Below are 12,385 nucleotides of genomic sequence, written 5' to 3' on the forward strand. Positions count from 1 at the left end.
CAATTGTATTATCGGTATCTAAATGGCTGGTATACGTTTTTCTTTTCGATCCCGACTTTATCTTTAGCAGCTTGGTTATGGTGGAAAAATTGGACAAACATTGTTTCAGTGATCGATGGAAATCAAAAGGCTTTGGCCAAAATAATCATGCTAGGAATATTAGTGTCAGGGCTACTATTCCTAACGATTGCTGTTTCTCTTTTTGCTATGAAGCGATCCAAAGAAAACGGTGGTTACTTTAGCAGACTTCAACGCTGCCAATGGTTGTTGAAATACCTTATTGAAAACAATTTGGTAGATATTAAAAAGGTGAAAACTGAAACTGGTTCGAAAGAACTGATCCAATTACCAAAGGTATACTATAAAAAAAAGAATTCATTGGATTGTTTCACCTTCGAGCTTGGTGGGAAAAATCATAAGGAATTTCTGATGATGGGATCGGTATTGGAGGAACTATTTCTTGGTGATTTAGTTGAGATTGATCGGAAACCGATGTTAGTCACCTACAAGTTATTGCTGGATACCATTGAGCGCCGCTTGTCTATTCGAGAGGTCAAAGCAGAAAATGGCTCAATTGAAATCATGAAGGGTGTCTTTTGGGAATATGACAAGCTGCCGAACCTACTTATTAGCGGCGGGATCGGTGGTGGGAAGACCTTTTTCATTTATACGCTAATCAAGGTGTTTATGGAAATCGGCACGGTGAAAATTGCTGATCCAAAGAAATCAGATTTAGGTGTTCTAGCGGATTTACCAGCTTTTAAAGGACACGTAGTGATGGAAAAAGAAGAAATATTTCGCTTGCTAGAAGACAGCTTTGAAATGATGATCAAGCGCTACAAGTACATGCGAGAACACAAAAATTATACTATGGGAAAAAACTATGCTTTCTATGACATGCCGCCTTACGTTGTGATCATTGATGAATGGGCCGCATTTTTTAGTACCTTGGACTACAAAGAAACGGATAGGGTTTTAAAAGTATTAATGCCGTTAATTCTTCAAGGTCGTCAAGCTGGTGTGTATATGATCATTGCCTTGCAGCGTCCAGATGCTCAAAGTTTGCCGAATGGTATTCGAGACAATCTACTCGCAAAAGTGTCATTGGGAAGATTATCTGAGCTGGGCTATAAAATGAGCTTTGGCGACGAAAATAAAAATAAAAGTTTTGTTAATAAATCAGGAGTTGGTCGGGGCTATTTAGATATTGGGAAAGGGATTCCCCAAGAATTGTATAGTCCCTTTGTTCCGAATGATTTTGATTTTCTAACGGAGTTTGCCAAATTTGATCACATGATCGAACTGGATTTTGAACCAGCACGAATAACTGTAGAAGACCAAAAATTGATGGATGACATGTATAGTGCTGATGATGAAAGGCAACTCAGAAAAATGGTTTCAGAAGAATATCAGAGAAAGCGGCAAGAGAAGTTGAATAAAGCTGGTGATATTACCATCGAGTAATCTATTAAGCGAGTGAGGTGATGACATGTGAGTGAAAAATATTATCGAGTACGAACGGCCGCAAAGTTGATTGATTCGGAATTCTCTTCAAGGACACTGTATTCGTGGATCGCTAAAATTGAAAAACGGACCACCTATCTTTTCTTGCGAAAGGATATTTTGAGGAATGGGATTCCTGTAAGTCAAATTTTACTGACAGAAGAAGATATTTTATTGTTGAAAAAGCTTCATCGGTTGAGAAATGGAGAGAGGAAAGAGTTAACGGCTGCGATTTTCGCCACCTTTTTGTCACCGGAAGATCTTGCGGAACGATTGATGATTGAAGAAAACATTTTATAAAAAATGATCCACTGTAGATACTGGAGGGGAAACTATGCCCGCATAGCCATGCACTCATTAGAGCGTGGCGTTTGCACTGGCAGCGGCGCCAGCCGCGTATGGCAAGGGCAAACGCACACGCCAAGTGTGTGCGTGGATGGTTTAGGGCAGGCGCTTGCGCCTGCCCTAAACCGTTACCCCCCCAGTATCTAATAGGGGGGGTAGAAATAAAATAACGAAACAAAAAAAGCTCAACAAAGATGGCTATATAAGGCTTCATCGAAGATGAACGTTTGTGTGCTTTTCAACGATTTTGAAGGGACACAAAAATTAAGAGTCAATAATCCCAAAGGTTTGATGGCTCTTTTTGAAGAGTCGAAAAAAATCAATTTCGTTATTTAATTGAGGTGTAGAAAAATTGGAGCCTAAAGAACTGCGAAACTATCGATACAGATTTGGGTTATCCAATGCGAAGACTGGAAAACAAAAGCCAGTTTCTCAACGAAAATTTGCACAAATACTGGACATCTCTTTGTCCTATTACAAAAAAATGGAACAAGGCAAGCGCCCGATTCCAGAAGAGGTGAAACAAAAGCTCGAAGAGTATTTTCGTGTCTACATGAAACATGGGGTAGAAATGAGAGTCATGATCGATTATTTGCGCTTGTCCTTTTTTGATGCAACACCTAAAGATATTATCCAACGAGTGTTAGGCATGGATGAGTTAGAGTTTGAAACCCGTTCAACAGGACTCTACATGTTTGACCAGGTATCTGTACGAGGAAATATCTGGGTGTTTTGGCATACAAAAGAAACAACGAAAAATGTATTGATTCAATTCTCAGGACAAGGTTGCCGTGAGTATGAACTGGTGTTGAAGGAACGAAAAACAGACTGGCAGGAATACCTATTACACCTTTGGCAAAAACAAGGAATGCTAGAAAGTTGCTATAGCCGTGTTCAATGCAGCCGGATCGATATTGCCATTGATGAAATGTGGATGCGAGATGATGACGAATACTTTGATTTGTTTTCTATTCTGGAAAAGGAACACAAAGGACTGATCGAAGATAGCTTCAAATTATTTGAAAACTATGGGGGATATTATACAGAATCAGGGGTAGCTAGAAACAAGGGGCTATCCCTTTATTTTGGATCAAGAAAATCCCCGATGTTCTTCAACTTCTATGAAAAACGCTATGAGATTGCCAATCGTGAGCGTATTTCAGTGGAAGATGCCTTACTAAAATATGGTATCTACAATCGCTACGAATTGCGTAGCGCTGCTGAAAAAGCAACTGAGATTATTGATCGCTTTATTACCGGAACGAGCTTAGGGGAGATCGGCGCTGGATTGATCAATGACAAATTGACGGTTTATGACTTGCTTGATTCTGAATCAAGAATTGTGAATGAGCGGTGGGCCAAAATGTTTCGGACAGTCAGAGAGTTGAACTTTTCCATGAAAGCAGAAAAGTTTTCGATCGAACGAGCGGAACGATGGTTTGAAACCCAAGTAGCGCCCACACTAAAGCTACTAAAAATTGTCGATGAACTTTCTGGTAGAGATTTTGTGAACGCAACGATTGAAAATGTGGAGTTGAGTGAGGATAAAGAAAACTATCTTACTTGGTTTCAATCATCAGGAGGTGATTTAGTTGGAGGATAACAAGGACTATCTTTTTTCAGGAATTAGTCACTGTCAGGAAAAAATCGAAGCGATTAATCAACGAGTTCGAGCATTGAGTGTCTTCAATAATTCGATGGATTTGATTGAACGAATTCTTGAACGTGGTGAATTTCAGGGTGATCCGGCATGGCAAGAAATTGCACGATTGCTGGAGGTGAGAAAAAGTTACGAACTCAAATTGGAGGAGTTAAGTTGGCAGGTGAAACCAAGTGATTTAAGTCAGATTGAATTTTATTCTTTCAGTGTCCCGAAAAGTGCTTTGATCGCTGTGAAGATTGGTGTAAAGCCACTGATCGTTTATTCGAACTGCGTGATCGAAGTGTATAACAAAAAAATTGAATACAGTTCTCTATCAGTTGATGAAGTGCGGCAATTATTAAGCCGGTCTATTTGTGAAGATACTAATCATGGTATGACGGAAGAGAGCATTCAAGAAGAATTACTTGATCTCGGTCGATATGTCAATGAATCATTTTATCAAGGATCAGTCTTACTGATAGAAAATGTATTTGTTTAGATAAGGAGTGCATTCGATGGAAGCACAAATATATATAGCTAATTTGTCTAAATATGTCAGTGGAACTATTCAAGGCGGCTGGTTTGACCTACCAGTAGACTACTCTGATATAGCACCGAAACTAGGTTTAAATGAATCCGAAGAAGAAACCATCATTTTGGATTCGGATGCGCCATTTACTGTGACTCAATACGATAGTTTGGATCGCTTAAATGAATTATATGAACAGTATTCGGAATTACCCAGCGAGGTACGAGATCATGCAAAAGAATTAATTGGAGATTTGTTTTCGTCAGAAGAAGATTTACTGGAGAATGCTGAGGATGTCATGTTTCTACCGGATGTTGATACGGATGAAAAGCTGGGAAGTTATTGGGTTGATCAAGGCTTGATCACTGTACCCAAGGAGTTAGAAAACTACATTGATGAAGAAGCTCTTGGGCGAGATATTCGATTGGAAGGACAAGTTGTCTATGTTTCGGATGGCTGTTTCATGAAGTAGCTCTTCTTTGGTTAGAAAGGTGTTTCTCATACGATGGAGTTGATCAAATATGCAGGTTCCTTTCACCTTGGGAATCAAGATTTATTGCAAAATATCGAAGAAGGGAAAGCCTTCTTTGGTGAAATTTATTATTGGTACAAAGCGAAATTGACTGAGTATCTTTTGAAGATTCCATTTAAAGACTTGAGCTTTGATGAATTCTTCGGACAGTTTAGAAATTTATTTTTACGAGAACTGAAACAGTTGGATAGTTTAGACTATCCAGTTACTTTTGAATGGTTAGATGGAAAATTTAAACAAGTCATCTATGATCCGATCTTTGTTCAGGTGATTGAGCGTATGGATGAAGTGAATCAAGAGCGAACCTACTTTATGAATTATGTCAAAAAAAGGCAATGGGATGTGACAGAACAGTTTTGGTCATATCTTCAAGAATATGGTGAAGTTCGTGTTACGGAAATCAATTCGGATTATGCAGAAAAGCTGATCCCAGTCGATTTTGTAGAAAAGTGTCATTTGAAAATTATTAAATAGTGATTGTCTAAAATTGAATAAAGTACCTAAAGCAACGTCCTAAGAAGCCTCATTCATAGAACGTTGCTATTTTTTTGTCTAAAAAGGTGGTGAACGCCTTTCATCAGGTAAGAAATCGAAGTCCATAAGTGAACTCGAATGGAAAAATACTAACTATTATTGGAGGAAGTTTATGAAAATGAAAATCAGTAGAATCATTGTTTCGCTCGTGATGATCGTCACGCTGCTTACGCAAATCATTCCAATTCAAGCGATCACGGCTTATGCGGAAAACACCGGTGCAACTCAGGTACAAAAGAATGATGAGAAACCGAAGTCCACAGAAGCCACGAAAGCTGATCCGGTTGAATCAAGTCAGGAAACCTCGGAAAGTACAAGCAGCACGGAGTCTTCTGAAAATAGAAAAGACCAGGAGAATGTGGAATCTGAGGATAAAGAAGATACACAAAGAGAAGTAGCCTTGGATGAAAGTGTCTATGGTTCTGGAGCTGGCGTTCCTGGTGATCCAGTTCTTTTCCGGAGTGCGAGAGCATTATCGGCAGATTTACCAACCTTTTTCGGTATTTCTACAAAAGCAATTAACGCTGAATTGACCGCTCACCAAAATGATTCCTTCTATTTGGGAACTCCGTATCGTGGATTGTATTTAAATCCAGACGAAGGGTATTGCCTAAGTCCAAACGGAGCACCGACAAGCTATGGGCCTGGGATGAACTGCACAGGATTTGTAGCTATGGTTATTCGTAGAGCTGGAGGCGATATTTCAAGAATTACGAATAATAGTACGGGATTTGGTGGTGCAGCGAACGCTTATAACTGGCGTGATGTTTTACGTGCGACAACTTATGCGGACACGTACAATACGGTTTCTGAAATGTTAGCTAGTGGTACCATGCGTAAAGGAGATATTATTTATTTTGAACCGGATGTGTCGGTAACCAACTATGACTGCCACATTGGATTCTTCTGGGGAAATACACCACGCGACAATAAATTCTGGCATTCCTATTATCCTGATGGAAATATTATTTCTGATATTAAAACGAAGTCACCTGCTGAAAAAATTTATGTCTTCCATAATGCAAAGGAAGAGGGCTATATTTCACTGAAAAAAGTAAATGATAAAGGCGATAATATGGCTGGCGTTTCTTTCAAACTAACGGCTGATGGAAAATCCACCACTGTAAAAACAGATGCAAATGGGAATTTAAAATCACCAAATTATCCTATCGGTACAGTGGTAGAGTACGAAGAAACGGCTACGATCGCTGGTCACTATATTGATTCTGCGTCATCTAAAGGCAAGATCACCATCAAGGAAGGTTCCAATGAACTCAAAGTGACCAATCCACGGTATGCGAACGTTACGCTGAACAAGAAGAATGATGTGGGCCTTAACCTTGAAGGTGTTCAATTCAAACTGACTTACAACGGGAAAGAACATACCGTCAAGACTGACAAAAACGGTCAAATTCAAGTGACGAATGAACTGAAAAATAATACGAAAATTGATTGGGAAGAAACGGCAACGATTGCTGGTCACTACATCGATACAGCCAATGCGAAGGGATCGTTAGTAGTGAAATCCGGTTCAAATACGATTAATGTGAGTAATCCACGTTATGCCAATTTAACACTGATCAAACAAAATGATAAAGGGAAAAACCTTGAAGGCGTAGAATTTAATCTTCAGTACAATGGCAAGGATCATAAAGTGAAGACGGATAAAAATGGGATAATAAAGATCACCAATGACTTGAAGAACAACACAAAAGTCGATTGGAAAGAGCTTAAAACCATCAAAGGGCACTACATTGATCCAGAAAAAGCAAAAGGATCAATCGTAGTGAAATCTGGAGAAAACACGATTAACGTAAATAATCCAACACTTAATTTTGGGTTGACTTCTCAAGCAAGTAACCAAGACGGGGCACAATTTGTGAATCCAATGATCGGACAAAAGCTACGAGATGAAGTCATGATCCAGCCGAACCAAGCACCTGCAAATGCAAAACTACGCCTTACTTCTGATTTTGTCGAGTTTGGAACAGGTGAACAGCTTGGCGAAGAATCATTGAAGCAAGTGAATGAGTTCGAAGCAAAACAGGCCCAATTCGTTAAAAACATGTATTTAGAATTTGATGCTACAGGAATGCATGGTAAAAAGGGTGTTTGGATCAATGTCTTAGAATTCTACAATCCTTCAACGAGTGAGTGGGAAGAAGTCGCTCGTCATGATGATTTGACGAATGAAGCAGAAGCGATTCAATTTGTGACTCCAGAAATCCATACCGAGTTTTTCTTCTATGATCAGAACGAAAACGAAACAAAACTATCTGATCCATTGGCAAAAGTGAAAGGATTCGACCGAGTATTTTATAAGAACCTTATCTCAGGTCAGACTTACAAATTTGATTTAATCATGATGGATCGTGAATCTGAAAAAGAATTCAAAGACCCGAACGGAAATAGCGTGACAGGATCGATCACTGTTGTTGCAGGGAAGGATGGCACCGTCACTTCTACTATCAATGCGAGAGAATACTATGAAAATCTTGCCAAAGAAGCGGCTGAAAAAGAAGAATCAAAAGAAAACGATAGCGACAAAGAAAAAGAAACGACAAAAGATTCGGATGGATCAAAAGAAACGATTCAACCAAAAGCAGCCACGCAAGAAGTTGTTGATACCGAAGAACCAGCAGATGTGGAAGAACAAGAAGAGGCGACTGAATTTTCAACACTGAATGACGTTGAATTGTTGGAAGGCTATGTCGATGTTCCGTTTGAAGCCAACTTATCCGCTGCGAAAGGAAAAGTCTTAGTTGCCTACGAGCAGCTATCTACAAATGACACACCGATTGCCGATGAAAAAGAACTTGAGAATGAGAAACAAACCGGGAAAGTAAGAAATCCTAAGATCGGTACGCAAGCTCTCGTGAATGGCAAAGTAGAAGTCACTTCCGATGGCAAAGTAACATTGACTGATAAAGTTGCTTTTGAAGACTTAACGCCTAACGTTGAGTACGATCAAAAAGTTACTTGGATGGATACACGGACAAAATTACCAGTCATGATCGATGGAAAAGAATTAACTTCAACCATCAAGTTCACACCGAAAGAATCAACAGGAACGGTCACAGTCACGATTGAAGATGTCGCTGTTCAACAATTATTTGGTAAAGACAGTCAAATCCAATTGGTCGCTTTTGAAGAAACAACTTATAACGATGAGCCTGTAGCTTCTGAAAAAGATTTCAACAACAAAGGCCAAACCATTACAATAAATAAACCAATCGAACCAGCAAAATCGACTAGTCCAGCAGGTACGTTGCCTCAAACATCAGGATCATTGGGAAGTCCAGTTACTTGGATACTCTTAGGTCTTGTGTTCGCCGCAAGTGCTCTTTTTATCGTTGTAAACCAGAAACGTCAAAATAAAAAATAAGCTAGATCAACGAAGCGTCCGTACCAGGGCGCTTCTATTTTTTAGAGGAGGGTATCGTGAAAAAGCTATGGAAGAACCTACCATTTCTATGGATCGTTTTAGGGGTTGTGATTTCTTGTGCCAGTTACTACGGGTATCACTTATTACTACAAGCCAATGACCAAGCAGAACAAATCAAACAACCGATTGATTTGAAACAAAGCAATCGAGATAAACAAAAAAAGAAACTGCAAAAAGCGACTTACTGTCCACGTCAAATCAAACCAGTTACGCCCGCTGCTTACGCGAAAGATCAGTTGCGGTATGCCGAGATCGTGAATCAGTGGGGCGTAGGGGCGTTGTATATCCCCAGCGCTGATATTCATTCGAAAATTCTTGCAGGAATCGACAATCAGAATCTAATGGTTGGGGTCGGAACGTACTATCAGAATCAGCAGTTAGGAAAAGGCAACTACGTACTCCTTGCTCACAATCTGGTTCAAAGTGGCGGATCGCTTGGAAATCTGCCGAAAACAACCTTGCAGCAAATCTTTTATCTAACTGACTTTACGAAAGTTTATGAGTACGTGGCGATTAAAAATGATGTCGTTGATCAAAGTCGAGGAGACTTGATGGCTATTCCTACCGATGATCAGACATCAATTGTGACGCTTATTCGGTGTGAAGGTGGACTAAACACCTCCAATCGAGCGGTTGTGCAAGGCGAGTTCTTGAAGGAATATCCGGCAAGTGAAGCTACCAAAGCCGTGAAACTTGGTTTGGGACTCATTGAAGAGCGCTGGGCCAATGATGAAAAAATCTCGAACCAACAAAGGGCTAATGCTAGTGAAGAACCCACGATACGAATACGAACGCATTCAGTTGAAACATCCAACGAACCGATTTACTCACTGTTTCAAGTTGCCTGCATTTATTTGTTTACGATTCTAAATGAGGTACCTATTGTAATCGGGATCGGTTATTTAACTGGGCTTCTAGCTTTGAGCCATGTAGCCACACGAAAACAGTATGAAATTTAACGTAAAAAGGGAGTTGTGTATGTTTTGGATCATCGTAGCCTTTATGATCGGTGCTTTCTTCGGTGTGATCATTATGGCAATACTGAGCGCTGGAAAATATGACGATATGGTAAACAACAGAATTGAATGAGAAAGGATGGACTAGATGAAGACATTTTCGAGAATGGTTTCGGCCTTTATTTTTACGTTACAAGCGTTTCTTTCGACACCAATGGCAGTCTTGGCAAGTGACATGCCCTCAACCAAAGAAGCGACAGAACAAGTCCAAAAAGCTACCGATACCACAGAAACATCAGAAAGTAGTACCGCTTCTACAGAAGAGTCTTCGACAAAAGAATCTACCGAAAGCAGCTCTTCAAGCAGTGAATCGACTACAGAATCAACTAGTAGTGGCACGAAACCTTCGGAATCTTCGACACCGAGTGATCAAGAAACTCCGAAAAAGGAAGAACAAAAAAAGAAACAGAGAAACCGGCAGCACCAAAAGAAGAATCAGCGCCAGAACAATCAAACCAGATTTCTCAAGAAGTCCCAACACCAGAAACGATTGTCGATCAAGAAGCGACCGTTGATCTATCACGAACGGTTCCTTCAAGTATCGTGACACAAGATGGATCGATTCATTTTGAAAAAGATGAATCCGTGGATCACTTTATTCGTAAGATCGGTGAGTCGGCTCGAAAGATAGGGAAGGAAAAAGAGTTGTATGCATCTGTGATGATCGCTCAAGCCATCTTGGAATCGGCTTCGGGTAAAAGCCAGTTAGCCCAGGAACCAAACTATAACTTGTTCGGGATTAAAGGAACACACAATGGGAAATCCGTCTCAATGGCAACACAAGAAGACTTAGGGAACGGCACGCTTTATGCGACCCAAGCAGGTTTTCGGGTGTATGAAAATTATGAAGATTGCTTCAATGATTATGCCACACTTTTAAAAGAGGGGATTACTGGTGATTCCAATTATTATGCAGGCGTTTGGAAATCAAATGCGAAAACCTATCAAGAAGCAACAAAGTATTTAACAGGACGATATGCCACAGATACTCAGTACGATCGAAAACTGAATGGTCTTATTGAAACTTATGATTTAACAGACTATGACAAGGATCTTCAAGGACCAATTATTAGTAGCTCAGGCTACAAAACTCCTTTGCAAAATCACACTATTTCGAGTGTGTTTGGCAATCGCAATGGCGAGTTTCATCGTGGGTTAGATATGGTGGCAGCTCAGAGCGAACGAATTTATGCGGTGAAGTCCGGTAGAGTGATCAAGGCAGAATTCCATACCTCTTGGGGGAACTATGTGGTGATCCAACACGAAGATGGTACAACCGCTCTATATGCACATCAACAACAATCTATCGTCAAAGTAGGCGATACTGTCTCGCAAAGCCAGATAATCGGTTATGTAGGCAGCACCGGAAACAGTACAGGCAGCCATTTACATTTTGAGCTTTGCATGGACAACAGCCTTTCTCAAGGAATGTTGGTTGATCCGCAAAGTGTATTATTCGAAAACTAAAAATGAATCACTTGAATTCAAGAGACTCGATGGAGCCTCTTTTTTGTGGAGGTGACGCATAAAAATGGAATTTATTGGAGAACCAATTGTTGAAGAGGAATTTATTGAGCATTACATGTATCTGTTTGAGTCTTCGATTCGTCAGCTATGTTCAATTGATGAATTTTTGCCAAAGGAAAAAGAATACCTGCAAGCAGAGTATCGTTGCGCCTGGTTGTTGTATCAAAAGTTTGAAGCAGAACAAAAACGTCCGCCGGACTACCGTTTCCTCAGTGATAGTGTGACGAATGCCGTGATTGCTCGTGAGTACCTATTCCAAGAACGAGAAAAAAACATGATGAATTCGGAACATTTTGCGGAACGCTATATTGTTCTTCTACGATCCGAGGGGTTACTCACACCTGTGGTTTTTGGAGCCACTGACTTTGCCTTCATCATGGAAAGTGAGCGACACCGAGCGGTCAAACGGTATGACGAGGAAGATACCTTTACTGAAGGCTATGAAATGATGCGCATTCAGAATAATCGTTTCCTGCAAAACTTTGTGATCCAGCAATTGGCGGATGGGTTTCTTGATCTTTATTCGGTGTACATGAAGAAACGGCAGGAGGGATAAGAGAATGCTTCGATTGATCCTATATACATTGATCGGATTTTTCATAGTCAGTTTTATTTGGCCTTTTTTGGGTGCCAAATTTGAATGTCTACAAAAGAAGGATCGCTTGGCTTGGAAGCAAGGTTTCAAACGGAATCGGTATGAGCTATTCCTAACATTTGATGATGGACGATTTGCGTGCTATCAGCTATTTGCCAACTATACAAAGTATCAAGCAGCCGACTTATTGCTCAAGCTTTTTGAAAGTAATCCATTTGTCGGGATTGAAGAGAATGGACGAGTCTTCTATTATCGCTATTCTCAAATTGAAAAGATAGAATCTGAAAAATATCCGCTAAAAATGGGAAAGAAAGGTCTGTTTTGATGTGTCTGATTTTTTAATCTGGTATGAGCATGATCAGTTTCAAGAGTTTCGCCAATTGATCGAGGCTGTTTTAACTACGTTGAAACCCCAAAATGAGCCATTCATTGGCTTACCAAAGGAATTGAAAGTGAAGTATAAGAATGAACCAACAATATACCAACGCTATGTGAATCAACGAGTACGTTATATCAATGAGAGGGAGCAACAGCGGCAGCGATTTATCAAATGGTGTAGTGAAGAAGTCATTGAAAAGTTAACTCAAATTTATCCAGAGGTGGATCGTGTACAAATTGTGTCGGAAACCATTTCTGGATTGAATCAAGTATTTTTAGAGCATTATGAAAGCCTGACAATGTACTCTTTAGAAATAAATTTTTAGTGAATGGAGAATA

The 12,385-nt window shown here is 40.0% G+C and carries 11 protein-coding genes and 1 pseudogene; all 12 read left to right on the forward strand.

Features of this window, described 5'->3' with window-relative positions; all coding sequences use genetic code 11:
* The first annotated feature begins 3 nt into the window (after positions 1 to 3).
* Entirely contained in the window at positions 4 to 1,464 is a 1,461-nt protein-coding gene (locus I585_RS17390) for a hypothetical protein (RefSeq protein WP_244266019.1), read from the forward strand.
* A gap of 27 nt (positions 1,465 to 1,491) precedes the next feature.
* Entirely contained in the window at positions 1,492 to 1,803 is a 312-nt protein-coding gene (locus I585_RS17395) for a hypothetical protein (protein ID WP_010740720.1), read from the forward strand.
* Between the two features lie 397 nt (positions 1,804 to 2,200).
* The gene (locus tag I585_RS17400) at positions 2,201 to 3,451 is read left to right on the forward strand and encodes a replication initiation factor domain-containing protein (RefSeq protein WP_010740719.1); all 1,251 of its coding nucleotides are present in this window, start codon (positions 2,201 to 2,203) and stop codon (positions 3,449 to 3,451) included.
* Positions 3,441 to 3,989: a hypothetical protein gene (locus tag I585_RS17405; RefSeq protein ID WP_010740718.1), complete on the forward strand. Its 549-nt coding sequence runs from the start codon at positions 3,441 to 3,443 to the stop codon at positions 3,987 to 3,989. The genes I585_RS17400 and I585_RS17405 overlap by 11 nt, the downstream gene beginning before the upstream one ends.
* 16 nt (positions 3,990 to 4,005) lie before the next feature.
* Positions 4,006 to 4,491: an antirestriction protein ArdA gene (locus I585_RS17410; protein ID WP_010740717.1), complete on the forward strand. Its 486-nt coding sequence runs from the start codon at positions 4,006 to 4,008 to the stop codon at positions 4,489 to 4,491.
* A gap of 33 nt (positions 4,492 to 4,524) precedes the next feature.
* The gene (locus I585_RS17415) at positions 4,525 to 5,025 is read left to right on the forward strand and encodes a hypothetical protein (RefSeq protein WP_010740716.1); all 501 of its coding nucleotides are present in this window, start codon (positions 4,525 to 4,527) and stop codon (positions 5,023 to 5,025) included.
* A gap of 172 nt (positions 5,026 to 5,197) precedes the next feature.
* Positions 5,198 to 8,470 (forward strand): VaFE repeat-containing surface-anchored protein, encoded by a 3,273-nt coding sequence (locus tag I585_RS17420; protein ID WP_010740715.1) that lies wholly within the window; start codon positions 5,198 to 5,200, stop codon positions 8,468 to 8,470.
* Between the two features lie 56 nt (positions 8,471 to 8,526).
* Positions 8,527 to 9,489, forward strand: a complete 963-nt coding sequence (locus I585_RS17425) for a class A sortase (RefSeq protein WP_010740714.1) — start codon at positions 8,527 to 8,529, stop codon at positions 9,487 to 9,489.
* A gap of 145 nt (positions 9,490 to 9,634) precedes the next feature.
* Positions 9,635 to 11,013: pseudogene (locus tag I585_RS23900) on the forward strand (M23 family metallopeptidase).
* 64 nt (positions 11,014 to 11,077) lie between these two features.
* The gene (locus tag I585_RS17435) at positions 11,078 to 11,629 is read left to right on the forward strand and encodes a hypothetical protein (protein ID WP_010740710.1); all 552 of its coding nucleotides are present in this window, start codon (positions 11,078 to 11,080) and stop codon (positions 11,627 to 11,629) included.
* 4 nt (positions 11,630 to 11,633) lie between these two features.
* The gene (locus I585_RS17440; RefSeq protein ID WP_010740709.1) at positions 11,634 to 11,993 is read left to right on the forward strand and encodes a hypothetical protein; all 360 of its coding nucleotides are present in this window, start codon (positions 11,634 to 11,636) and stop codon (positions 11,991 to 11,993) included.
* 1 nt (position 11,994) lies between these two features.
* Complete coding sequence (locus I585_RS17445) at positions 11,995 to 12,372, forward strand: hypothetical protein (RefSeq protein ID WP_010740708.1); 378 nt, start codon at positions 11,995 to 11,997, stop codon at positions 12,370 to 12,372.
* Positions 12,373 to 12,385 lie beyond the last annotated feature (13 nt).

The sequence above is a fragment of the Enterococcus malodoratus ATCC 43197 genome, assembly GCF_000407185.1.
GTDB lineage: Bacteria > Bacillota > Bacilli > Lactobacillales > Enterococcaceae > Enterococcus_A > Enterococcus_A malodoratus.

Excerpts from the sequence above, each read along its gene's own strand:
- I585_RS17410 (WP_010740717.1), top strand. The coding sequence starts at position 4,006 with ATGGAAGCACAAATATATATAGCTAATTTGTCTAAATATGTCAGTGGA.
- I585_RS17420 (WP_010740715.1), top strand. The coding sequence starts at position 5,198 with ATGAAAATGAAAATCAGTAGAATCATTGTTTCGCTCGTGATGATCGTC.
- I585_RS17435 (WP_010740710.1), top strand. The coding sequence starts at position 11,078 with ATGGAATTTATTGGAGAACCAATTGTTGAAGAGGAATTTATTGAGCAT.
- I585_RS17415 (WP_010740716.1), top strand. The coding sequence starts at position 4,525 with ATGGAGTTGATCAAATATGCAGGTTCCTTTCACCTTGGGAATCAAGAT.
- I585_RS17440 (WP_010740709.1), top strand. The coding sequence starts at position 11,634 with ATGCTTCGATTGATCCTATATACATTGATCGGATTTTTCATAGTCAGT.